Below are 23,411 nucleotides of genomic sequence, written 5' to 3' on the forward strand. Positions count from 1 at the left end.
GGCTCTCAGCGCTCGTGCGGGGGGCGCGGGCGCCGCGGCGGCTGCTGACCCCGCCCCGGCGGTGGTTCGGGAGGGCGGCCCCGCCCCGGTGCCGGCCTGCCCGGCGTGTTGCCCTGCGACGGGCGCCGCCCCTCCGGCGCGGCGCGCTGCTCCCCGCGGCGGGGCGGCTGCTGGCCGCTCGGCGGGGGCTGCTTCTGCGGTCGCCGAGCGGGCGGGCGCGCCGCGCGCTGCGGGTCGGCCTGAGCCCGCGGTTCGGGTTCCTCGGCGGGGTCCTTCCTCTTGCGCGCCGGGGCGTCCTTCTTCGGCGGAGCTTCCCGCTTCGCCCGGGAGTCCTTCTTCGGCGGGGCGTCGCGTCCGCGCGGGGACGATCCGCGCTTGCGCGGGGGAGACCCCTGCTGCGCGGCGCTCTCCTTCCGCGCGGGGCCTTCCTCGCGAGCGGACCCCTCCTTCTTCCGCGCGGGTGCGTCCGCGGGGGACTTCCGCTGGGACCGACCTCGCCCGCCCCGGCCTCGTTGCCGGCCGCCGGCCGGCCGGTCCTTGTCACCGCCGGCCTCGGGATCGACGGGTTTACGCTTCTTCGTCGGTTTGTCGTCGCCGTGCGCGATGGCGGCCTCGGTCGAGGCGCGCCGGCGCCGCGGGTCGCGCTGCGTCACGAAGATGCGGACCAGTCCGATGCCGAGCGTGGCGGTCGTGGTGGCCGCCATGACGGGGAAGCTGCTGATGAGCGGCTGCAGCAGGCTCAGCGCGGCACCGATGACGCCGCCGCCCCCACCGCCGCTGGTCAGCAGCACGACCGCGGGCACGACCACCGCGAGGACGAGGGGAGGCTGCACCATCGGTCCGAACACGCTCTTGCGCCGGGTCAGCCCGACCGCGAGGACGCTGCCGGTGAAGAACGCCGCCGAGACGATCAGGGAGGGCCGCGACCAGACGAGGACGTCCAGTGCGGCTCCGAGCGCGGTGGGAAGCGCGGCGAGCAGCAACGCCCCCCACAGCGGGATGCCCCGTACGCTGGGTACGACGCTTCGTTCCCACCATTGCACGGGGCCGTTACCGCGTCGGCGGGTTTCGCGCTGACTCTCGCGGGTGGCGGTCACGGTTTCCAACCGTAACGGTCCAGCGCCCATGTGCGGGACGTGTCCGGGCATCTTCCCCGATCGGTGGGCGTGCGCTGCGGAGATTGCTCACCCGTTCCCGCTGTTCGATGTCCGGTTCCGCCTGCGCTGGGGTTCTCGCGGAACGGCCGCTGTGAGGCGCCGCATACTCGCGCCGGTCCCGCCGCCCTCTCGCGGCGGGAAAGCGCCCGCCTGCGCTCGTTCCGGTTCGTCGCGGTGCCGCCACGTGCCGCGACGCCGGCCGCGGCGGGTCCGCGATCGCGACGACCGTCCCGGGAATGTCGATAGTGGACAAAAATGCCGCGGCGGGAACGTGCCGGAAATACCGGAGATGACACTCGGTTGGAGGTTGCCGCTGCCGGTGCGCGCGGCAACCATCACTTCGTGTGATTCGCGGTCCCGGGCCCGGGTCTCGCGCTGAGAGCACCGCGATCAGCGGGGACGATCGTCGGCGTCTTCAGTTGATCTCCGCGAACCGGCCGCGGGGACGCGGTCCTCGGCGGTGAGGACCGTTCCCGCGCTCCGGGGGCGGCCGCGCGAGCGGGGATCCGTTCACGCCGTGCGTCACCGTTGGCGAGCACTGCTGTCCGCAGTGGACAGCAGTGCGGGGAGGGGCGAGTCCGATGGGCAACGCGACAGCACCGCAGCACCACCGTCGGCGGCGCAGGAGGCACCGGCGCGGTGCGCTCCTCGGCGCTGCGCTCCTCGCGGCGACCGCGCTCGCGGTCGACGCGGGCACCGGCGGCCCACCCGCCGGGGCAGCGCCCCCGAACCGGATCGGCCCGGTCGGCTGGGAGGCCTACCGGGACCTCGACGCGTTGGCCCGGTCCCGCGGGGACGAGCAGAGCCTCCAGTTCTCCAGCTTCGACCGCAGCGGCGGCAACGACGACGGGTTCGAGGGAACCTACTCGTGCCTGCGGCAGAGCTCCCAGGGCTGCGTGATCGCCGAACACGCCGGAGCCGGGGAGATCTCCACGATGTGGTTCACCCGGGAACCGATGGGCGACGTCACCGGCACCGGCGACATCACCGTGGAGCTCGACGGCGAGGTGGTGCTCGACGCCCCGCTGCGCGACGTCGTCGACGGCAAGCTCGGCGACCCCTTCTCCTGGCCGCTGGTGGCCAACGCCGCCGACGCCTCCGGCGGGGCGGTGATCAAAGTTCCCATGCCCTACCGCGAATCGATGCGGGTCACCGTGGACAACAACCCCCGCTTCTACCACGTGGACTACCGCGCCTTCCCCGACGCGTCCGGGGTGCGGACCTTCGACCCGTCCGACCCGGCCACCGACGTGCTCGAACGGCTGCGGCGGTTCGGCGTCGCCGACCCGAAACCGCCCGCGCGCGAGGCCCGCTCGACGCGGGAGGACTTCCGGCTGGCGCCCGGCGAGACGCGGACGATCGCCGAGCTCGGCGGGCCGGGCCGGATCGACCGGTTGCGCGTGCGGATCCCGCAGATCACCGCCAGCCCGCGGGTGGTCGACGACGGCCGCGCGTACGGCCCGGGGGGCGGCAGCAGCTTCACCGCGCGGATCGACCCGGGCAACGACGGCATCCGCCTGAGCCGCCGCTACGACCCGAGCACCGCCGGGCAGCGCGCCGAGGTGTTCGTCGACGGGCAGCGCGTGGGCCTGTGGGACGGCGGAGCGGCGCGCAGCGGCGAGTGGGGCGTGCAGGAGATCGACGTGCCGCCCGAGCTGACCGCGGGCAAGAGCAGCGTCCGCGTCAGCACCCGCTTCGCCGGTGCCTCCGGGGACGAGCAGCGCGGCGTCACCGAGTACCGCTACGACGTGCGGAGCAAGCTCGGCGGCGACTGGCACCGCACCGACGTGCTCGACCTGGGCCCGAACCACCCGGGTGAGGAGCAGGCGCACGACTACCGCATCGAGCGGCAGAGCTCGCAGGACGGCAAGCGCGTGGCGCGCTACCCCGCCGCCCAGGAGGACGTGCTCGCGACGAAGCGGTTGCTGGAGAGCACGCGGGTGCGGATCACCTTCGACGGGCGCACCACAGTGGACGCCCCGCTCGGCGAGTTCTTCGGCTCCGGCCTCGGCGCCTACGACGTGCGCACGATGATGAGCTCGATCGACCCCGCCCGGGGCTGGTTCACGGCCTGGTGGCCGATGCCGTTCCGCGAGCGCGCCGAGGTCGAGCTGGTCAACAACAGCGACGTGCCCGTCGCGGAGGCCACCGGCGAAGTCACCAGCGCTCCCGCGGAGATGCCGGCCGACGCCGGCTACTTCCACGCCACGCACCACCGCGGGCGCACCGCGCAGGGCCAGGACTGGACGTTCCTCGACGCGCAGGGGGCGGGCACCTTCTACGGGGTCACGCACAGCATGCGCGGGCTGATCCCGCCGGGCGGCGCGGGTCAGCAGCAGCGTCCGCACTCGTTGGACACCCCGCAGGCGAACCAGCGCAACTACCTGGAGGGCGACGAGCGCTTCTACGTCGACGGCTCGTCCACGCCCGCCTGGCACGGCACCGGCACCGAGGACCTGTACGAGGGCGGCTGGTACTTCCGCGAGGGGACGACCTTCTCCATGCCGCTGGCGGGCAATCCGTCGCACGAGCGCTCCGCCGACGGCTGCCGCTACGACTGCACCGACGCGTACCGACTGTTGAACAACGACGCGGTGCCGTTCTCCGACGGCGGCCTGTTCGGCATCGAGCACGGCCCGGCCAACGACGAACCGGGCGAGTACAGCTCCACCGCGTACTGGTACGGCGGACGACCCGCCGAGCAGCACCGCACCGATGCGATCGACCTCGGCGACCCGGTGAGCCGGGCGCTGCACGACTACACCGCCGAAGGCGAGCGCAGCGCGCCGCTGACCGCGCGCTTCGAGGGCGGGCGGGCCCCGGAGCCGCGGACGCGGACGGCGACCACCGCCACCGGGCCGGTCTCCTTCCGCGTGGCGCTCGACCCGGACAACCGGGGGCTGCGGCTGCGGCGGATGAGCGACCAGCAGCAGGCCTACCAGCAAGTGCGGGTGCGCGTCGACGGCGAACCGGCGGGGACGTGGATGCAGCCGCGCGGCAACGAGCACCACCGCTGGCTGCAGGACCACTTCGACGTGCCGGCGCGGCTGACCGCGGGCAAGGACCACGTGCGCGTCGAGCTGGCCCCCGTCGACGGGGCGCCCGGGTGGTCGGCCGCGAGCTACACCGCGTTCTCCCGGTGACCCCCGGTGGTCGACGAGCGCGGCACCGGACCGGCCGCAGCACGGCCGGCCCGGTGCCGCGCACCGGCCGCGGAGGACGTGCGCCCACCGGCCCGGGTGTCGCCGGACCGGGTCACAATCGCGGCCGCACGCCGCCGATCCGCTGCCCGCGTGATCGCGCGGCGATATTCTTGACACCCGCACGGGGCGTGCTTAGCTTGCCGACCACGACCGCTCGACCGTCCTTCGGTGGCCGGATTCGTGGAAGTGCGCCAACCGGAATCGGCCGGCACGTCCGCGGTGGCGGCCCGCTGCTGCGGCGCGCTCCGGCGCAGCGGCGGGCCCGGGCACCGCGCCATCACCGCGCCCGTCTGCGTGTGGGAGGAATCGTGGCTCGAATCGGCGTCATCAGCATCTCGGACGGTCGTGGGCACGTCCACGAGCGCAACAGCGACTTCATCAGGTCCAAACAGGACGCCCTCGTGGCCTCGCTGCGGCGCGCCGGGCACGAGGTGGTCGTCGGCGAGGACCTCGTCGCCGCCAACGTCACCGCGAACGCCGTCGCCCGGCAGGTCGCCGCCGCCGACGTGGACCTCACGGTGCTGTACTACACCGTCTGGTCCTTCCCGCACTTCACGATGCTCGTCGCCGATGCCACCAGCAGCCCGCTGCTGCTCGCGGCCAGCACCGATCCGACCGAACCCGGCCTGGTCGGGATGCTCGCCGCGGGCGGTGCGCTCGACCAGATCGGCCGCACCCACGCGCGCGCCTGGGGCGCACCGGACGAGCCCGCGCTCCTCGAGGCGATCGGCGTGCGCGCGGCCGCCGCGGCCGCGGTGAAATCGCTGCACGGCTGCACGTTCGGCCGGTTCGGCGGACGCCCGATGGGCATGAACACCGCCGTGGCCAACACCGACCAGTGGCAGCGGCAGTTCGGCATCGACGTGGAGGAGATCGACCAGTACGAACTGGTGCTGCGCGCCGAACGCGCCGACGCCGCCGAAGCCCGCGGCGCGCGGGAGTGGCTCGAGCGGCACGCGGCCGGGGTGCACTACGACGGCGACAAGCTCACCCCGGAACTGCTGGAGCGGCAGATCCGCTCCTATCTGGCGATCCGCGAGATCATCGCCGAGCGCCGCATCGACTTCTCCGGCATCAAGGCCCAGCCGGAGCTGACGGAGAACTTCGCGACGATGGACGTCACCGAGGCCTTCCTCAACGACCCGTACGACTGGAACGGGCCGAAGCAGCCGCACGTGTGCGCCACCGAAGCGGACATGGACGGCGCGCTGACGATGCAGCTGTTCAAGGCGGTGTCCGGCACCCCGGTGCTGTTCGCCGACGTGCGGCACTACCACGCCGACCGCGACATCTGGGACCTGTGCAACTCGGGCCAGCACGCCACCTGGTTCGCCGCCCGCAGCGAGGACCCAGCGGTGAACCTGGCCAACGTGCACCTGTACCCCGAGGTGTTCTTCTTCCCCGCGGGCGGGGCCTCGGTGCAGCACGTCGCCGCACCCGGGGACATGACGCTCGGCCGGCTCACCCGCGAGGACGGCCAGTACCGGCTGCAGCTGATGCTCGGCGCGTTCGAGAGCTACGACGACGACACGAACAAGGCGCTGATGCACCAGTCCACGCCGGAGTGGCCGCACGCCTTCACCCGGCTGGACGTTCCCGGGGAGGTGTTCCTCTCCCGGTTCGGCGCGAACCACATCCACGCCGTGCCCGGCGACCACCGCGCCGCGCTGCGCGCCGCGGCCGAGCAGCTCGGCGTCCGCGTGGACGAATGGACCCGGGGTTGACGCCGGCGGCGCCGGGGCCGGCGCGGACCGGGCGCCGCGCGCTGCTCGGCGTGCTGGCCGCGGCCCCGCTGCTCGCCGGCGGCCGCGGGGCGCGGGCCGGTGCGGAGGGGAGCGCCGTGCCGGAGGAGGTGAGCGCGGGCGAGTACCGCCGCGTCTACGACCCGAGCGCCGGCGAGGACCGCCCGTGGTACATCAACGACCACTGCTTCGTCCGCGGCCGCGACGGGCTGTGGCACCTGTTCGGCATCACGCACCCCGAACCGGCCGATCCGATGGACGAGCGCACCTTCGCCCACGCCACCGCGCCGCACCCGCTGGGGCCGTGGACGAAGCACGCGCCGGCGCTGACCGCCGATCCCGACTACTTCGGCGAAACCGTCCTGTGGGCGCCGCACGTGGTCGAGCACCGCGGGCTGTACTGGATGTTCTACTGCGGCGGCGGGCACGACCGCACGCGCTTCGCCATCAGCGCGGCGGTGTCCGCGGACCTGTGGCGGTGGCGCCGCCTGCCCACCGGTCCGCTGTTCCGCGACGGCTACGACGCCCGCGATCCCGCGCTGGTGCGGCGCGGCGGGCGGTGGTTGCTGTTCTACACCGCCACGAGCGAACCGGCTGGCGGGAACCACGTCGTGGCCTGCCGCACCAGCGCGGACCTGCTGCGGTGGAGCGAGCGGTTCGTCGTCTTCCGCGACGAGGAGCGGGGGACGTGGGGCGGGCCCACCGAGTCGCCGTTCGTCCTCGAGCGCGGCGGGAGCTGGTACCTGTTCATCGGCCCGCGCGGCGGCTACGTGGGCACCGACGTGTTCGCCGGCGTCGACCCGCTGCACTTCGACCTCTCGCAGCGGGTGGGCCACGTCCCCTCGCACGCGGCCGAGGTGCTCCGCGCCGGCGGGCGCTGGTGGGTCAGCTCCGCCGGTTGGGGGCAGGGCGGCGTGCACCTGGCCCCGCTCGTGTTCGGCGGGTCGTGACGCGGCCCGGCGGGTTCCCCGCGCTGCGAGAATGACCGGAGTCCGACGGGACGCGCCGGGGCGGGCGCGCCCGGTGCGAGAGGAGGGAGTGCGGCCGTGGCTGAGGAAGTGCTGCTGGGCGTGGACATCGGGACCGGCAGTGCCAAGGGGGCCCTGGTCACCACGCGGGGGCAGGTGCTCGCGCGGGCCAGTTGCCGGCACGAGACGTCCTACCCGCACCCCGGTTGGGTCGAGCACGACGCGGAAGCGGTGTGGTGGAGCGATTTCCGCGCGCTGCTCGCCGAGCTGCTGCCGGTCGCGGAGGGCAAGCACCTCGTCGGGCTCGGGCTCAGCGGCATCGGCCCCGTGTTCCTGCCCGCCGATGCCGGTGGCAACCCGCTGCGCCCGGCCATCCTGTACGGTGTGGACACTCGCGCGACCGCGGAGATCGACGAGCTCAACGCCGAGTTCGGCGCCGAGGACGTCCTCGCGCGCGGCGGGTCCGCGCTGTCCAGCCAGGCGGTGGGGCCGAAGGTCCGCTGGCTGGCCAACCACGAACCGGAGACGTTCGCCCGCGCGGAGAAGCTGCTCATGTGCAGCTCCTACCTGGTGCACCGGCTGACCGGGGAGTACGTGCTCGACCACCACTCGGCCAGCCAGTGCGACCCGCTGTACGACCTGGCCCGCCGCGAGTGGGCCGCGGACCGGGCGCAGCGGATCGTCGGCGGGATGCGGCTGCCCGAGCTGGTCTGGCCGACCGAGGTGGCCGGGCGGGTGACGGCGCAGGCCGCCGCGGAAACCGGCCTGCCGGAAGGGCTTCCGGTCACCGCCGGCACCGTCGACGCGTGGTCCGAGGCCGCGAGCGCGGGTGTGCGCGAGCCGGGTGACGTGATGCTCATGTACGGCACGACGATGTTCTTCGTGCAGGTGCTCTCGGAGCCGTGCCCGCACCCGGTGCTGTGGGGGACCTGCGGGGCCTTCCCGGGCACGTACACGCTCGCCGCGGGCATGGCCACCTCGGGAGCGGTGACGGACTGGCTGCGGGGGCTGGTCGCCGGGGAGTTCTCCGACCTCGTCGAGGAGGCCGGGCAGGTGCCCGCGGGCAGCCGCGGGCTGCTGGTGCTGCCGTACTTCGCCGGCGAGCGCACGCCGATCATGGATCCGGACGCGCGCGGGGTCGTCGCCGGGCTGACCACCACGCACGGGCGCGCCGAGCTGTACCGGGCCGCGTTGGAGGGCACCGGCTACGGCGTGCGGCACAACCTCGAGGCCATGCGCGAGGTGGGCGCCGGGGCGCGGCGGCTCGTCGCCGTCGGCGGCGGCACCCAGGGCGGGTTGTGGACCCGCATCGTCTCCGACATCACCGGGATGGAGCAGCAGGTCCCGGCGGAGACGGTGGGCGCCTCCTACGGTGACGCGCTGCTGGCGGGCATCGCCACGAACACCGCCGTGGGGCCGGAGGAGTGGAACCCGATCGTGGACGTCGTCAAACCGGACCCGGACAGCACCGAGCGCTACGACGCGTTCTACCGGCACTACCGGGGCCTGTACGGCTCGACGCGGGACACCGCCCACTTCCTCGCCGAGCAGCAGCGCATCGCCGGGTTGTAGGGCGCGACTCCGTTCAGTTCTGCGACCGCTCGGTCTCACCGGGGTCGAGCTCCGTGGCGATGCCGTCCTCGTCGCGGCGCACCGCGGTGATCTCACCGGACCCGGCCGATTCGGCCAGCGGCCGAACGGTGGTGCGGAACGCCTCGAGCGCGTCGAGCTCGCGCCGCCGCGCGGAGGCGAAGCGCTGCAGGTGCGTGCTGGAGAGGTTCACCGCCTCCACCGCCTGGTGCGCCGAGCGCTGCGCCCGCACGGCCTGCTCCCGGATGTGCTCGATGTCCTCGGTCAGCGTCCGCTCGGTCGCGGCGAACAGCGCCGCCGAGGCGAGCACCGCGAAACCCGTCGGCCCGCACGGGAAGACGCGCCGCTCCAGCATCCACGACAGCAGCTGCGGATCGGTGTCCAGCGCGGCCACCAGGGCCGCGTCCGAGGGCACGAACATGATCGTGCCGTAGATCGCGTCCGCCCACTTGTGGTAGTTCTTGCCGGCCAGCTCGCCGGCGCGGGCGCGCAGGTTGCGCGCGTGCACCCGCAGGGCCTCCGCCCGCTCGGCGGGGTCGTCGGTCTCCATCGCCTCGGCCCACACCGCCAGGCTCGCCTTGGCGTCCACCGGCACCCGCCGCCCGCCGCCGACGGTCAGCACCATGTCCGGGCGCGCCGCACCGCCCCCGGCGAGGTCGGTCTGCAGGCTGAAGTGCACGTCCTCGCGCAGCCCGAGCGAGCGGGCCGTCTCCGTCAGCACCTGTTCCCCGAGTTCGCCGCGGCCGGTGCTGGAGGCGAAGGCCACCTCGTAGCGGCGCAGCGCGTGCTGCTGCTCGGTGGTGCGGGCGCGTTCGGCTTCGACCATGCGCAGCGCTTCGTCGGCACGCCGCGCGCTGTCGCTGTACAACCGCCACAGCAGCGCCAGCGCGCCCGCGAACAGCAGCGCCAGCACGACGACGACGGTGAGCAGGATGCCGGTCAACGGACCTCCTTCGCGGCGGGTGCGTCCGCTCGATCATGCCCCGCCCCGGCGCGGTGCGCGACGCCCGGATCGCCGCGGGCGCGTCGGGGCCCTCCCGACACGGACGCACCGGTCGGCCGATCCCGCCGGCCCGCCCCGTTAGGTTGGTCCGCATGCGGGTACTGCACACCTCCGACTGGCACGTGGGCCGCACCTTCCACGGCCGCGACCTGCTGGCCGACCAGGAGTCCGTGCTCACCGAGATCGCCGGGATCGCGGCCGAGGAGCGCGTCGACGTCGTGGTCGTCGCCGGTGACCTGTACGACCGCGCCGTGCCGTCGCAGGAGGCGGTGCGCACGTGCATGCGGGTGCTGCGCCGCATCGCCGACACCGGGGCCCGCCTGGTGATCACGCCGGGCAACCACGACTCGGCCGCGCGGGTCGGCGCGTTCGCCGACTTCGCCGCCGCAGGCGGGCTGCACCTGCGCACCCGCATCGCCGAGCTGCACGAACCGGTGCTGCTGCACGACGAGCACGGGCCGGTCGCCGTCTACGGCCTGCCCTACCTCGAACCGGACCCGGCGCGGCAGGTGCTGCGCGACACCGCGGAGGCGGTGGGCGGTTCCGCGCCCGAGCAGCGCGGCCACGCCGCGGTGCTGGGCGAGGCGATGCACCGCGTGCGGGCGGATCTGGCGGGACGCAGCGCGGGCACCCGTTCGGTCGTGCTCGCGCACGCCTTCGTCACCGGCGGCGAGGGGGCCGGCTCGGAACGCACCGTCGCCGTCGGCGGCGCGGAGCAGGTGCCCGCCTCCGCGTTCGACGGGGTGGACTACGTCGCCCTCGGCCACCTGCACGGACCGCAGGTGCTGCGCGACGGGCTGCGCTACTCGGGCAGCCCGCTGGCCTACTCCTTCGCCGAGCGCGAGCACCGCAAGTGCGTCTGGATCGCCGAGCTGGACGCGGGCGGGCTCGGCGAGGTGCGGCGCCGGGACCTGCCGGTGCCGCGCCGCCTGGCCGCGCTGCGCGGACCGCTGGAGGAGCTGCTCAGCGCCCCGGAGCACGCCGAGGCGACCGACTGCTACGTCTCGGCCGTGCTCACCGACGAGGTGCGCCCGCTCGAGCCGATGCGGCGGCTGCAGCAGCGGTTTCCGCACGCGGTGCACCTCGAGTGGGAACCGGAGCAGGGCCGCGCCACCGGGCAACTGCGCTACTCCGAGGCGGTGCGCGGGCGCGACGACGTCGAGCTGGCCGAGCAGTTCCTGGCCGACTGCCGCGGCAGCGGCCCCACCGGGTCGGAGCGGACCCTGCTGGACGAGGCGCTGCGCGCGGTGCGGGCGGAGGTGGACTGATGCAGCTGCACCGGCTGGAGCTCTCCGCGTTCGGCCCCTACCCGACTCATCAGGTGGTGGACTTCGACGCGCTCTCCGCCGACGGCCTGTTCCTGCTGCACGGTGACACGGGCGCGGGCAAGACGACGGTGCTGGACGCGGTGGCCTTCGCGCTGTACGGCCGCGTGCCGGGGGCGCGCGATCAGGGGCGCCGCCTGCGCTGCGACACGGCCGCCGCGGACGCGCACACCAGCGTCGTGCTGGAGCTGACCGTGCAGGGCCACCGGATGCGCGTCGAGCGCAGCCCCGAGCACCGGCGGTTGAAGAAGCGCGGTTCCGGCTACACGAAGAAGCAGGCCACGGCCTCGCTGACCTGGCTGGGCGCACCCCCGGAGGGCGAGGCGGCCGAAGGCGCGACCCGCATCGACGAGGTCGCCCGCACGGTGCAGCGGCTGCTGGGGATGACCGCGGAGCAGTTCTTCCAGGTCGTGCTGCTGCCGCAGGGGGAGTTCGCCAAGTTCCTCCGCGCGGACACGGCCGAGCGGGAGAAGCTGCTGGAGCGGTTGTTCGGCACCGAGCGCTTCGCCCGGGTGGAGACGTGGTTCCGCGAGCACCGCGCGCAGCGCTCCCGCGCGGCCGAGCGGGCCGAGCAGCAGGTGCGGCAGCTGCTCGCCCGCGCGGTGCAGGTCGTCGGGCACGGTCCGGACGAGGTGAGCTCCGCCGGCACCGCCTCGGGGGAGACCGGCCCCGGGGAGACGAGTCCGGCCGGGGCGCGCACCGGTGGGACCGCGGAGGTCGCCGACGAGCGGTCCTGGCTGGAGCAGGCGGAGAAGACCGCCACGCGCGAGCGCGAGCAGGAGCAGTCCGAGCGGGTGCGTGCCCGCCGCGCGCGCGACGCCGCGGAGCAGCGCCTGGCCGAGCGCCGCGCGTCGGCCGAGCGGGTGCGCCGGGTGCGGCAGGCGCGGCAGGTGCTGGACGAGCTCCAGCGGCGGCGCGACGAGCACGACCGGTGGCGGGCGGAGCTGTCCGCGGCGCGCAGCGCTGTCCCCGCCGTGGCCGCGCGGGAGGCGGTGCAGCGCGCCGAGAGGTCGTTGGCCGAGGCGCGCGAGCAGGTGCGGCGGGCTGCCGAGAGCGCCGGCGCGGAGGCGGAGACCGAGCTCGCCGAGCTGCGCCGCCGCGCGGGCGCGGACCGGGAGCAGGCCGGTGGCCTGCGGGAGCTCGCCGCCGAGGCGGAACAGCAGCACGCCGACGAGCGCGGAGTGGCCGAGCTGGACGGGCGCATCGCGGAGCTCGTCGCCGCCGAGGAGGACCTGCACGCGCAGCAGACCGCGCTGCCGGAGCGGCTGCGGACCGCGCGGCAGCAGCTCGACGAGGCGGCCCGCGCCGGGCACCGGCTGGAGGTGGTCCGCGAGCGCCTGGCCGAGCGCACCGAGCTGCACCAGCAGGCGCGTGCGCTGCCCGCCGCGCAGCGCGAGCTGGCAGGGGTCGAGCGGGAGCGCGGCGCCGCGGTGGACGCCCACCAGCAGGCGCGCGACGAACTGCAGCGGCTGCGCGAGGCCCGCCTGGCCGGCATGGCCGCGGAGCTGGCCGACGGGCTGGTCGACGGCCGGCCGTGCGCCGTGTGCGGCGGGGTTGAGCACCCCGCACCGGCCCGGCAGGTGGCCGAGCAGGTCGGCCCGGACGACGAGGAGCGCGCCTGGTCCGCGGAGCAGCGGGCCGCGCAGCGGCGCAGCACGGCCGAGCAGGCCGAGCAGGCCGCTCGCGGGGAGGTCGAGCGGTTGCGGGAACGCCTCGGCGAGCGCACCGAGGACGGGCTCGCGGCCGAGGTCGCCGCGCTCACCGAGGAGGCCGAGGGGCTCGCGGCCACCGCCGGCGAGCACGAGGCCCGCGCGGGAGCGGTCGCCGAGCTCGAGACCGCGGCCGAGGACCTGGGTGCGCGGCTGTCGCGGACGGGTTCGGACCTGGCCGCCTGCCGCACCGAACGCGGCAACCTCCAGTCCACTGTGTCCGAACGCGCGGAAAGGCTGCGCGAGGCGCGGGGCGAGTTCGCCGGTATCGAGCAGCGGCGGGAGTTCCTGCAGGACCGGGCGGAGCGTTTCGAAACGCTCGTCGCGGCCCGCACCGCGCGCGACGACGCCGCCGAGCACCTCGCCGAGCAGCAGCGCGCGCTGGCCGATGCCGCGGTGCGCGCCGGGTTCGGCGGGGTGTCCGAAGCGCTCGACGCGCACCGGGACGAGCAGCGGCAGGCGCAGCTCGAGCAGGAACTGTCCCGAGTGGATGAACAGGCAGCCGGTGCGCGGTCCACACTGGCCGAACCGGAACTGGCCGACGTGGATGCCGGGGCCGAGGTCGACGTCGAGTCCGCCGAGCGGGAGTACGCCGCGGAGCAGGGGCGCGCCGAGCGGGCCGCCGCGGCGGCGCAGCAGGCCGAGGAGCGCGAGCGCCAGCTGGGCGAGGTCGCCGAGCAGCTGCGCGCGGCGTGGGCGGAGCTCGACCCGCTGCGCGCCGAGTTCGCCGAGCTCGACGCGCTGACCGACGTGGTCAACGGGCAGGGGCAGAACGCACGCAGGATGTCGCTGCGCTCGTTCGTGCTGGCCGCCCGGCTGGAGGAAGTCGCCGTCGCCGCCACCCGCAGGCTGCAGCGGATGAGTGACGGGCGCTACTCCTTCGTGCACTCCGACGCCGCGGGTGAGCGCGGCAAGCGCGGCGGGCTCGGCCTGGAGGTCCTCGACGACTACTCCGGGCAGGTGCGGCCCACCGCCACGCTCTCCGGGGGCGAGTCCTTCCTGGCCTCGCTGTCGCTGGCGCTCGGACTGGCCGACGTGGTCGCCGCCGAATCGGGCGGGGCGATGCTCGACACGCTGTTCATCGACGAGGGCTTCGGCAGCCTCGACCCGGACGCGCTGGACATGGTCATGGACACGCTGGACGAACTGCGCGCGGGTGGCCGCGTGGTCGGGCTGGTGTCGCACGTGGAGGAGATGCGCCAGCGCATCCCGGTGCGGTTGCGGGTGCGGAAGGCGCGCGCCGGGTCCAGCGTCGAACACGTCTGCTGAGCAGGTCGTCGTGCGGTGACGTTGCTGGGGTGCTCATTCGGCGGAACCTCCTGCCCCTCTCGCTCCGGGAGCTTCGACATCGAGTAGCCACCTGCTCCCAGCTGCCCCCGACCACCCGCCCCGGACAGCGGACAGGAGCAGCATTGTCGAGCCTTCCTCGCGAGAGGGGCACATGAGAACCCGCGGTGGGACCGGTTGCGGGAGTGGCCAAGGCGGTTGGAGCGCAGTGAGCCTTGTTGCGTCGTGGTGTTGGTTTCTCGGGTGGGCGTTGCGGGGCGGCGCCCCCGCACGAGCTACCTCGCAGAACCCGGCTCACGGCACGGCGGCGGTCGCTCCGGTTTCCGCGTCTTCGTCCCCGCAGCCGGCGGCGGAGCGCTCGTGCTCGAGCAGCCAGCGCTTGACCTCCAGGCCCCAGCGGAACCCGCCGAGCGAGCCGTCGCTGCGCAGCACGCGGTGGCACGGCACGAACAGCGCTGCGGCGTTGTTCGCGCAGGCCGACGCCGCGCCCCGCGCGGCCCGCGGCCGTCCGGTCAGGTCCGCGTAGCGGGTGTAGGTGATCGGGCTGCCGGCGGGCACGCTGCGCAGCACTTCCCAGGCGTGCTGGAAGTACGGGCCGGAGCGCTGCCGCACCGCGATGTCCTCCACGGCGGCGAGGTCCCCGTCGTGGTAGGCGCGCACGGCCTCGCCGATGGCGCCGAGGTCGGCCGTCCACCGCGGGGTTCCCGCGCGCAGCGCGGGGGAGATCAGCGGGAGGAGGTCGTCGAGCTCGGCGGTCCAACCGGAGGCGAGCACGGCGCCCTCGGAGTCCACGACCGCGCTGAACGGCCCCGTGGGGGTGTCTACTGTGGACCAGTACATGTCGGTGTCCTTTCCGCTGCGATCCGGGCGCTCTGCCGCAGCAGCGCACCCGCGTAGGAACGCCAGGGCCGCCAGCGCCGCGCGTGCTCCAGCAGCTCCGCGGGATCGTTCGGCAGCCCGGCGAGTTCGGCGCCGCGCAGCAGTGCGCGGTCGGGGACCAGCACGTCGGGCAGGCCCAGCACCCGCACCGCCACGGCGTCCGCGGTCTCCGCGGTGAGGCCGCGCAGCTCGCGCAACCGCGCGCGCAGCGTCCCGGCCGCGCACCCCGGGTGCACCCGCAGGTCGTCCGCGGCCAGCGCGGACGCCACCGCCCGCAGCGCCTCCACCCCCGGGCCCGCCACCGCCGGAGGTCGGCCCAGCACTTCGGCACCGCGGTCGGCGACCAGTGCCGGTTCGGGGAACAGGCGCGGCTCCTCGTCCCCGGGCCAGTCCTCGTCCCCGGGCCAGCCGTCGAGGTCCAGAGGTGCACCCAACGCGGCGACGAGCCGTTGCGCAGCGGACTCCGCGCCGGGGGTGTGCAGCGCGGCGCGCAGCAGCGTTTCCGCCCCGTCCACGCTGCCCGGCACGCGCGCACCGGGGCGCTGCCGCACCAGCGGTGCCAGCGCCGGGTCGTCCCCGAGCACCTCGGCGACCGCGGCCGCGTCCGCGTCGAGGTCGAACAACCTGCGCACGCGGTTGACCGCGCTGCCCAGGTCCCGCAGGTCGGTCAACCGCAGCGTGCACGCCAGGTGCGCCTCCTCCGGGCGCACCTCGGCGACGCCCGCGCCGTGCGGCAGGCGCAGCGTGCGGGCGTAGCCGCCGGTGCCGGCGTGCTCGAGGCCGGGAACGGCCTGCCCGCGCAGGAACAGCAGCACCCCGTCCAGGTCGCACGGCTCGCGGAACGGCAACCGCAGCCGGATCCGCCCGGTGCCCGCCGGAGCGCTCGCGTGCCGAGCGCGGTGGCGCAGCTCAGTCGGCGCGGCCGCGAAGACCTCCCGCACGGTGGCGTTGAACTGGCGCAGGCTGGAGAAGCCGGCGGCGAAGGCGATGTCGCTGAACGCGAGCTCGGTGGTTTCGATGAGCAGGCGCGCCGCGTGCGCCCGGTGGGCGCGGGCGAGCCCCAGCGGTCCGGCGCCGAGTTCCGCGGTGAGCACGCGGGTGAGGTGGCGGGTGGAGTAGCCCAGCTCCGCCGCCAGTCCGCGCACGCCGACGCGGTCGAGCACCCCGTCGTTGATCAGCCGCATCGCGCGCCCTGCCAGGTCCGACCGCACGTCCCACTCGGGCGAGCCGGGCACGGCGTCGGGCAGGCAGCGGCGGCACGCGCGGTATCCGGCCGCGTGCGCTGCGGCGGAAGTGGGGAAGAAGACGCTGTTGTCGCGGTGCGGGGTGCGCGCGGGGCAGGAGGGGCGGCAGTAGATGCCGGTCGAGCGCACGGCGTGCACGAAGCACCCGTCGAAACGGGTGTCGCGGGCGGCGACTGCCCGGTACGCCTGCTCCGTTCCCACCAGCACAGCTCGATCCTGCCACCGCCGCAGCGGCCTCCACCAGCGGGAATCGGACATCGCGGTGCTCCGTCCGCGGGGTCCGCGCGGGCGGTTCCGTCCGGGCGAGGGACTGCGCGACCGTCGCGGTGAGGACTAGTCTCGCCCCATGGCGACGACGCGACGGAAGGGATCGCGCCTGGTCAAAGCGGCCGGGCTGGCTCTGGCGGGGGTGTGCGCGTTCGGGGCTGCGGCCTGCGACGACACGATGCCCGGTCAGGACGGCGATCAGGATACGCGCTACCAGGAGCGGCCGGGCGAGCAGCAGCAGGACCAGGAGGGCGGCCAGCAGGACCAGGACGACGGCCAGCAGGACCAGGAGGGCGGCCAGGACGGCCAGGGCGACGGTCAGCAGCAGGACGGCGACCAGCAGGGCGACCAGGACGACCAGCGGGAGCGGGAGGACGGCTGACCTGGTGCGCTCGGCCCGGTGCCGCGGTGCCCTCCGAGGGCGCGGTTGACCGCCCAACCGGCGGCGCAGCGTGGGCGAGATGCCGCACACCGCCGCGGACCGGGGGCCGTCGACGCGCGCACGGGCTCCTAGACTGGCGGGCGTGAGCCTCACCCTTGGAATCGTCGGCCTGCCCAACGTGGGCAAGTCCACCCTGTTCAACGCGCTGACCAACAACGAGGTCGTCTCGGCGAACTACCCGTTCGCGACCATCGAGCCGAACGTGGGCGTGGTCCCGCTGCCCGACCCGCGCCTGGACAAGCTCGCGGAGATGTTCGACTCGGCGCGCACGTTGCCCGCCACGGTGTCGTTCGTGGACATCGCCGGTCTGGTCAAGGGCGCGTCCGAGGGGCAGGGGCTGGGCAACCAGTTCCTCGCGAACGTCCGCGAGGCCGATGCGATCTGCCAGGTCATCCGCGTCTTCGACGATCCGGACGTGGTGCACGTCGACGGCGAGCTCGACCCGTCCAGCGACATGGAGACGATCAACACCGAGTTGATCATCGCCGACATCCAGACGCTGGAGAAGGCGCTGCCGCGGCTGGAGAAGGAAGCGCGCACGCACAAGGAGAAGCGCCCCGCGCTGGACGTGGCCAAGCAGGCCAAGGAGATCCTCGACTCCGGTCGGACGTTGTTCGCCGCCGGCATGGAGGATTCCGCGGACCTGCGCGAGCTGAACCTGCTGACGACGAAGCCGTTCCTGTACGTGTTCAACGCGGACGAGGGCGTGCTCGCGGACGAGGCCAAGAAGCAGGAGCTGCGCGATCTCGTGGCGCCGGCCGACGCGGTGTTCCTGGACGCGAAGGTCGAGGAGGAGCTCAAGGAGCTCGACGAGGAGTCGGCGCGCGAACTGCTCGAGTCGGTGGGGCAGAACGAGCCGGGTCTGAACGCGATGGCCCGCGCCGGGTTCCACACCCTCGGGCTGCAGACCTACCTGACGGCCGGGCCGAAGGAGGCCCGCGCGTGGACGATCCGCAAGGGCTGGACCGCGCCGCAGGCCGCCGGCGTCATCCACACCGACTTCGAGCGCGGGTTCATCAAGGCCGAGATCATCTCCTACGACGAGCTCGTCGAAGCGGGCTCCACGCAGGCCGCCCGGTCGTCCGGGAAGATGCGCATGGAGGGCAAGGACTACGTCATGCAGGACGGCGACGTGGTCGAGTTCAGGTTCAACGTCTAGGCGGGGATGGAGCCCCTGCACCGTCGCTGGGCACCGCGTCGAACGCCCCGGGTGCCCATCGGTGCCCGGGTGCCGCTGGTGACGTTGGCAGGTTCCACCGATGTGCGCTCACCCGAGCACTCCAACGGCAGGGCCAGCATCAACGGCGAGAAGGTCTGCGCCGGGCGTGCTGGCCCGCCCGGCTGAGCTCCTGGAAGCGCCGGACCAGCTCGAATCATCCGAGACCCGGAGCGTTGCACCTGCTGGAGCCGGGGGAGCTTGATCCCCCGTCTCGGTCGACGAGCACATTCGTGCAGGTCAACCGAGAACAGAGGAAGGTGACGTGCCGTCACCCGGGCAGGTTGTTACACCTGTCCAGCGCCGGGGTTACCGCCGGGACTGCGATGGTGGGCATGATCAGGACAGCTCGTGTCCGCCGCCCCTACGGTCGGTCGCGGGGGTGCTCCGAAAACGACGCGTGCGGACACTCCGGGACGGGGACCCTCTAACGGCCGCATCTCGCGAGGGTGACTCGCGGCCCGGACTTATACCTGCCGACAGCCTGCCGGGGCGACTATCGAGGGAGCGACTTCCTGGCGTACACTCAGCCCGTGGTTTTTTCGATCCGTAGCAAGAGCGATTAAACCACGCTCGGGGCCTCCCGGTTACGGCCGGGGGGCCTCTCTCATGTCGAGAACGGGCCACACAGCCCAGAACCGCCACATGCCCGCCCAGCGGGCACTCACGCGATGACGTCTCCTTCTTGGGTAGAAAATACAGGGGGACTACCACGCGCCAGGCAGTTTCGTGCGCTCTCAGTGTCTTCCAGTGATCAGAACGGCAGCGGCTGATTTGCCCGAGTGATCACGGGGCGGGAATGAGTAGAACACTGCCCCCGGACGCTCGGATGTTCGATAGGGTGACCCCTGATCTACGGACGTGATCTCGCTTGCCGGTTCAGGGGAGGCTGTGCAGGAGCGGGACAACACTGCGCCATCGGTGATCGGCGCCGACTACGTGGCGGAGATCAACGACGAGCCAGCCGAGCTGGTGTACGTGCCGTGCGAACGCGGACCTCGGCGAGCTGGACGGGATCGCGAGCAAACTGCGCAGCGGCGGTAACCAGCTCGAAGACGGAGCCTCAGCACCGCCGGCACCGGATGTCGGGATGTCGACGCAGGCCGTGGCCGCAGCACTGGCCATGCTGACGTCCTCGAGCGCCGGGATCTCCGAGGGGCTGGGCGCCGTGGGGGACGCGGTGCAGTCCGGTCGTGATCTTTACCAGGAGACCGATCAGTCCAATGCCGAGGACCTGAACAACACCGGCCCGCGGTGAACCACGACTGGGGTAGAAGATGCCGTTGAACACCAAAGTCGAAGGCGACTCCGCGAGCATGTGAATCACGGCTCAGTGGCTGGGCCAGGTGGAACAGCGGATCGAGACCGCCGGGACGCACGCGCACCGAGCGCGCAGTGCTTCCGAAGCGGCCTGGCCCAGCGAGGCCGGGGGGTCGTTCCGAAGCGGGATGTCCCGCATGGCTCCGAAGATCGACGAGGTGGGTGCGGACCACGCAGGGATGTGCCGCGAGCTGAACAAGCACGCGGACAACCTCGACACGGTCAAGAAGCGGGTGGAACAAGCCCGCCACCACGCCCGGGAAGCCGGACTGGCGGTGCACGGGGACCAGATCATGGAGCCCGGCCCCGAGCCGACGCCGCCCGCGCCGCTGCCGTCGGACGAACCGGCCACGCCCGAGCAGAAGCGAGCCCACGCCGCCGGGACCGAGGCACAAGTTGCCTACGCCCGCAAGGTCAAGGCGTACCAGGAGTGCTCGCAAACCATCACGGATGCCCGGAACCTGGAGAACAGCTCGCTGGGCGTGTTGAACCGGTTCGTCAGCGGGCTCGTGGAGAAGAGCCCGTTCACCGTCACCGACGTCATGAGCGGCCTCGCCGGAACGGTCGCGACCCGGACCAGCGCCTTCCGGGCGACGGCCACGAGCATCGCCAACAGCGGCAAGCTGGAACGAGCTGCGCGTCTCATGCACAGCCCGAACCTCAGCCTGCAGCAACAAGCGCGGGCAGCGGCCATCCACGCCCAGAACTCGGTCAACAAGGCCGCAGCAGAAAACAAGGCAACGGCGACCAAAACCGCACGGCTCGTCGACAAGTTGAACCCGCGAATCAAAACCATTCTTCAGCGTAACCTCAACTTTGGGATCAGGCCGGAATCAGTGGGGAACAAGGCCCTCCGGGGTTCCTTGAAGGTCGGGAGCAAGCTTCCGGGGTTGGCTTCCTCATCGCTGGCGCTGGCGTCGGTTATGACGTGTCACAAGGAAAGGACGCGGCCACCAGCGCCGCATCAAACTTCGGAGGGTAGCTTGCAGGCGCCGGAGCCTCCGCTGCCGTACTTGCCGCCGGTGGTCCCGTTGGTTGGGCCGTGGGAATCGGAGCCGTCGCGTCCGTTGGAGTCGGGTTCGCCGTCGAGGAATGGGGCGACGACGTCGCCAACTGGGCTGGGGACACCGCTAGCGCGGTCGGCGACTGGGCGAGTGATCTGTTCTAGGACGAGTGACAACCATGCGTGCAAACGACCTGCCGCCCAAGCCGGACCCGCAGACCGGCGAACCGCGCCCGCCCCCGTGCACCAGTGGAACAGGACTCATCAGGGCGCGACGAAAAGCACAAGAACGGAGAGAGCAAGGTTCCTCGCCCGCCGGCGGGCGAAGGTCCGACACTTGAGTGGTTCTATCCGAAGAGCAAGAATTCGTCCATTTCAGGGGCGATCCTTTCAGCCATCGTCATCGTCTTCCTTACGATCAAGGACACCGGGTTCAGTTGGATGGCTGTGTGGTGGTTGTGGCTGTTCATCGTCCCTTGGCCCTTCGTGCTTGTGCTGACTGAACGGAACACCGGCGTGTCCGCTGGCGCGGACTGGGTTTGCGGGGGCAAAAGGTCGTTCGTCAAAACCTACGACTGGTTCAGGTGAAAGCCACGGTGGGCGGAGCAGCCCGATCGAGCTGAAGGACCGCCATGGGAACGCGCTTTCGGTTCAGCTCAACGACCTCCAACTCAACAGGGAGCTGTGGGACCTCGTGTACAACGGGATTCTGCACTCCGTCCACGTGCACGGGGCGGAGACCAACAAGATGGCGAGGGACTTCCTGGGGCTCAACATGCCGCCGCAATACCGGCGACAGCGGTAGTCTCGGAACACCCCGCGCACGGACCGGAGGCTGAGCGCTGTGCACGCCGTCTTGTATCGAACCAACGGCGGCGGTGCAGAGCCGGGCGTGTTCGTCACCGCCATCCCCGAGCGGCACACCGCCGAGCACATCGCGGTACAGCTCTTCGACGACGGATTCGTAGCCGCCTCGTGGGTGGAGGAGACCACTGAGGCCCGGTGGACCACCCGGCAAGCGGGCAACGACCACCGTCATCGAGCCCCGTAGACGCCGGTCCGGGCGTGCTGGCTCGCCCGCCTGCGGATGCGTGGGCATCTCGTTCGGACGGGTTCCGCGGCGGGGTTGGTGGTGCCGCGCTCGCCGCTGCCCGGGCAGGATCACGGGGTGGGTGGACGGGTGATGAGTGTGTACAGTTCGGAGTTCGGAACGGCGCCGGAAAAGAGGAACCCCTGGAAGGTGTCGTAGCCGAGACCGGCCAGTCGGTGCAGTTGGGTGCGGGTTTCCACTCCTTCGGCCACGCAGAAGCCCCCCATCGCGTGGGCGAGGGTCTGGGCGGAGCGGGCGACGGCGGTCGCGATGGGGGCGTGTTCGAGGCCGGCGGTGAAGGTGCGGTCGAGTTTGAGCACCTGGGCGGGGATTTCTTGGAGGCGGGCCAGCGAGGAGTAGCCGATGCCGAAGTCGTCGATGGCGAACCGCACCCCGCGGTCGACCAGGTCGGTCATGGCTTTCTGCGTCGCAGCGGTGAGGTCGAGCAGGTCCGTTTCGGTGATCTCCAGCCCGAGCCGCTGCCAGGCCAGGCCTGCCTCGGTGACAGCGGCGATGACCGTCTCGAGGAACGCGGGATCGTGCAGCAGCTGGCTGCCGAGGTTGATCGCCACGTCGATCGGGCGTGCACCGGGCGCGGGCCAGTTCGCCGCCTGGTGCACTGCGGTGCGCAGCACCCACCGGTCGAGTTCGCCCAGCAGGCCGGCGCGGCGGGCCACGGGCAGGATCACGTCCGGGTGCAGCAATCCGCGCTCGGGGTGCGGCCAACGCAGCAGCGCCTCGGCGGCGACCACACGACCGCGCCGGTCGACGACGGGTTGGTAGTGCAGGGACAGCTCGTCGCGCTCGAGGGCCAGGCGCAACTGGCCTTCCAGCGCCACGTCCTGTTCGATGGAGGTGAGCAAGCCGGCATCGGCGCAGATGACGCGGTCCCGGCCCTGGTCCTTGGCCTGGAACAGAGCCGCATCGGCGAACCGCAGGAGATCGGCAGCGGTGTTGCCCGCGTGGGGCACGGTGGCCGCTCCGACCGAGACCGACACCCCGATGGAACACCCCCGGGCGACCACGGTGGTGCGCAGCAAGGCGAGGACGTGCTCGGAAAGGGCGTCCAGCCCGCCGGCCGCCCTCAGGTCCGAGCAGACGATGAAGAACTCGTCGCCGGAATGCCGCGCCGGGGTGCACCCGGAGGGCATGCCCTGCTGCAACCGCTCGGCGACGGTCACCAGCAACTCGTCGCCGACCTCGTGGCCCAACGCGTCGTTGACGCGTTTGAAGTTGTCGATGTCGCAAAGCAGCACTCCCAGTTGCCGATCGTCGTCGGACTCGTCGGCCAGGAGTTGTTCCAGCAGTTCCCGGGTGCCCTTGCGGTTGAGCAGCCCGGTGAGTTCGTCGTGGGTGGCCTCGTGGCGCAGCGCTTGGACGAGGGACCGGCGCTGGCCGACGTTGACGAACGAGGTCACCCACACCCGGTGGCCCTCGCTGTCGGTCCGGATGGTGCTGAAGACGTCGCAGAACACGCTGGTCCCGGTGGCGTCGACGAAGCGCCGCTGGTCGCGGAAAAGGCCCCCGGGCGCGAGGGCGGGGTCCGCGGCCCGGGTGGCGAGGTCCTCGGAGGACTCCCCCGCGTGGAGCAGCTCGGGCACGCGCAGATTCGTGATCTGCTCGTGCGAGTACTCCAGCAGGCTGCACAGGGCGTCGTTGGCTCGTCGCACGCGCCCGTGGTTGTCGATGATGGCCACCGCGACCGGCAGGGCCTGGAACAGCGCATCGCACTCGGCAGGCCAGTCCTCGACCGAGATCCTGCTTTCGACCACGCGTCACCCCGCTAGAGCACAGCAAGCCGCCGGAAAGCACACTGTAATCAGCTCTTCGCTGGTAACGCCAATTGCGGCACTCCGCTCCGCTCCAGGCCGTGCGCGGCTCCGGAGCAGGGGTAGCTCAGACCACGTTTCCCCCAGGTTGACCATCGTGCGTGCCAGTGCTTGCATCAACGCATGTTGTTGATCGA

17 protein-coding genes are annotated in these 23,411 nt (G+C 72.8%); 11 read left to right on the top strand and 6 right to left on the bottom strand.

The features are described 5' to 3' along the window. Positions 1–5: 5 nt before the first annotated feature. On the bottom strand, positions 6–1,043 hold the full coding sequence (locus tag ACVGV0_RS03445; protein ID WP_459158401.1) for a DUF6542 domain-containing protein: 1,038 nt from the start codon (positions 1,041–1,043) through the stop codon (positions 6–8). A 695-nt stretch (positions 1,044–1,738) separates the two neighbouring features. Here ACVGV0_RS03445 and ACVGV0_RS03450 point away from each other — a divergent pair. The 4 genes from ACVGV0_RS03450 (at position 1,739) to ACVGV0_RS03465 (ending at position 8,642) form a co-directional block, all read left to right on the top strand. Next, positions 1,739–4,300, top strand: coding sequence for a glycoside hydrolase family 172 protein (locus tag ACVGV0_RS03450; protein ID WP_459158402.1), 2,562 nt, complete (start codon positions 1,739–1,741; stop codon positions 4,298–4,300). Positions 4,301–4,668: 368 nt separating this feature from the next. Further along, the gene (locus ACVGV0_RS03455) at positions 4,669–6,084 is read left to right on the top strand and encodes an L-fucose/L-arabinose isomerase family protein (protein ID WP_459158403.1); all 1,416 of its coding nucleotides are present in this window, start codon (positions 4,669–4,671) and stop codon (positions 6,082–6,084) included. Next, positions 6,081–7,052: a family 43 glycosylhydrolase gene (locus ACVGV0_RS03460; protein WP_459158404.1), complete on the top strand. Its 972-nt coding sequence runs from the start codon at positions 6,081–6,083 to the stop codon at positions 7,050–7,052. The genes ACVGV0_RS03455 and ACVGV0_RS03460 overlap by 4 nt, the downstream gene beginning before the upstream one ends. Before the next feature lie 96 nt (positions 7,053–7,148). Then, the gene (locus ACVGV0_RS03465) at positions 7,149–8,642 is read left to right on the top strand and encodes an FGGY-family carbohydrate kinase (protein ID WP_459158405.1); all 1,494 of its coding nucleotides are present in this window, start codon (positions 7,149–7,151) and stop codon (positions 8,640–8,642) included. 13 nt (positions 8,643–8,655) lie between these two features. Here ACVGV0_RS03465 and ACVGV0_RS03470 read toward each other — a convergent pair whose 3' ends face one another. Further along, the gene (locus ACVGV0_RS03470; RefSeq protein WP_459158406.1) at positions 8,656–9,603 is read right to left on the bottom strand and encodes a DNA recombination protein RmuC; all 948 of its coding nucleotides are present in this window, start codon (positions 9,601–9,603) and stop codon (positions 8,656–8,658) included. Positions 9,604–9,755: 152 nt separating this feature from the next. Here ACVGV0_RS03470 and ACVGV0_RS03475 point away from each other — a divergent pair, with 152 nt between their 5' ends. Together ACVGV0_RS03475 and ACVGV0_RS03480 are read left to right on the top strand one after the other, a co-directional pair. After that, on the top strand, positions 9,756–10,931 hold the full coding sequence (locus ACVGV0_RS03475; RefSeq protein WP_459158407.1) for an exonuclease SbcCD subunit D: 1,176 nt from the start codon (positions 9,756–9,758) through the stop codon (positions 10,929–10,931). Then, positions 10,931–13,966: an AAA family ATPase gene (locus tag ACVGV0_RS03480; protein WP_459158408.1), complete on the top strand. Its 3,036-nt coding sequence runs from the start codon at positions 10,931–10,933 to the stop codon at positions 13,964–13,966. Before ACVGV0_RS03475 ends, ACVGV0_RS03480 begins: the two co-directional genes overlap by 1 nt. 312 nt (positions 13,967–14,278) lie before the next feature. Here ACVGV0_RS03480 and ACVGV0_RS03485 read toward each other — a convergent pair whose 3' ends face one another. Together ACVGV0_RS03485 and ACVGV0_RS03490 are read right to left on the bottom strand one after the other, a co-directional pair. Then, entirely contained in the window at positions 14,279–14,824 is a 546-nt protein-coding gene (locus ACVGV0_RS03485; protein WP_459158409.1) for a methylated-DNA--[protein]-cysteine S-methyltransferase, read from the bottom strand. Continuing rightward, a complete protein-coding gene (locus tag ACVGV0_RS03490; RefSeq protein WP_459158410.1) occupies positions 14,806–16,365 on the bottom strand; it encodes an AlkA N-terminal domain-containing protein in 1,560 nt (519 codons plus the stop codon). The genes ACVGV0_RS03485 and ACVGV0_RS03490 overlap by 19 nt, the downstream gene beginning before the upstream one ends. Positions 16,366–16,453: 88 nt before the next feature. On the opposite strand from ACVGV0_RS03490, the gene ACVGV0_RS03495 reads away from it, so the two are divergent. The 3 genes from ACVGV0_RS03495 to ACVGV0_RS03505 all read left to right on the top strand — a co-directional run bounded on the left by ACVGV0_RS03495 (position 16,454) and on the right by ACVGV0_RS03505 (position 19,290). After that, positions 16,454–16,756: a hypothetical protein gene (locus ACVGV0_RS03495; protein ID WP_459158411.1), complete on the top strand. Its 303-nt coding sequence runs from the start codon at positions 16,454–16,456 to the stop codon at positions 16,754–16,756. A gap of 142 nt (positions 16,757–16,898) precedes the next feature. Beyond that, the gene (gene ychF, locus ACVGV0_RS03500; protein WP_459158412.1) at positions 16,899–17,975 is read left to right on the top strand and encodes a redox-regulated ATPase YchF; all 1,077 of its coding nucleotides are present in this window, start codon (positions 16,899–16,901) and stop codon (positions 17,973–17,975) included. A gap of 1,147 nt (positions 17,976–19,122) precedes the next feature. Beyond that, positions 19,123–19,290: a hypothetical protein gene (locus tag ACVGV0_RS03505; RefSeq protein ID WP_459158413.1), complete on the top strand. Its 168-nt coding sequence runs from the start codon at positions 19,123–19,125 to the stop codon at positions 19,288–19,290. A 462-nt stretch (positions 19,291–19,752) separates the two neighbouring features. On the opposite strand, the gene ACVGV0_RS03510 is transcribed toward ACVGV0_RS03505, so the two are convergent. Next, positions 19,753–19,998, bottom strand: coding sequence for a hypothetical protein (locus ACVGV0_RS03510; protein ID WP_459158414.1), 246 nt, complete (start codon positions 19,996–19,998; stop codon positions 19,753–19,755). Positions 19,999–20,604: 606 nt separating this feature from the next. Between ACVGV0_RS03510 and ACVGV0_RS03515 the strand changes: the two genes are divergently transcribed. Further along, positions 20,605–20,943, top strand: a complete 339-nt coding sequence (locus ACVGV0_RS03515) for a hypothetical protein (RefSeq protein WP_459158415.1) — start codon at positions 20,605–20,607, stop codon at positions 20,941–20,943. Positions 20,944–21,211: 268 nt separating this feature from the next. Further along, a complete protein-coding gene (locus ACVGV0_RS03520) occupies positions 21,212–21,406 on the top strand; it encodes a hypothetical protein (protein WP_459158416.1) in 195 nt (64 codons plus the stop codon). 110 nt (positions 21,407–21,516) lie between these two features. On the opposite strand, the gene ACVGV0_RS03525 is transcribed toward ACVGV0_RS03520, so the two are convergent. After that, the gene (locus ACVGV0_RS03525) at positions 21,517–23,217 is read right to left on the bottom strand and encodes a putative bifunctional diguanylate cyclase/phosphodiesterase (RefSeq protein ID WP_459158417.1); all 1,701 of its coding nucleotides are present in this window, start codon (positions 23,215–23,217) and stop codon (positions 21,517–21,519) included. Between the last annotated feature and the right edge of the window lie 194 nt (positions 23,218–23,411).

The organism is Salinifilum ghardaiensis, assembly GCF_054491345.1.

What these genes read in the sequence shown, in the direction of transcription:
- ACVGV0_RS03475 (WP_459158407.1), top strand. Translation starts at nt 9,756, where the DNA reads ATGCGGGTACTGCACACCTCCGACTGGCACGTGGGCCGCACCTTCCAC.
- ACVGV0_RS03480 (WP_459158408.1), top strand. Translation starts at nt 10,931, where the DNA reads ATGCAGCTGCACCGGCTGGAGCTCTCCGCGTTCGGCCCCTACCCGACT.
- ACVGV0_RS03495 (WP_459158411.1), top strand. Translation starts at nt 16,454, where the DNA reads ATGGCGACGACGCGACGGAAGGGATCGCGCCTGGTCAAAGCGGCCGGG.
- ACVGV0_RS03490 (WP_459158410.1), bottom strand. Translation starts at nt 16,365, where the DNA reads ATGTCCGATTCCCGCTGGTGGAGGCCGCTGCGGCGGTGGCAGGATCGA.
- ACVGV0_RS03510 (WP_459158414.1), bottom strand. Translation starts at nt 19,998, where the DNA reads ATGAGACGCGCAGCTCGTTCCAGCTTGCCGCTGTTGGCGATGCTCGTG.
- ACVGV0_RS03450 (WP_459158402.1), top strand. Translation starts at nt 1,739, where the DNA reads ATGGGCAACGCGACAGCACCGCAGCACCACCGTCGGCGGCGCAGGAGG.
- ACVGV0_RS03505 (WP_459158413.1), top strand. Translation starts at nt 19,123, where the DNA reads ATGTCGACGCAGGCCGTGGCCGCAGCACTGGCCATGCTGACGTCCTCG.
- ACVGV0_RS03485 (WP_459158409.1), bottom strand. Translation starts at nt 14,824, where the DNA reads ATGTACTGGTCCACAGTAGACACCCCCACGGGGCCGTTCAGCGCGGTC.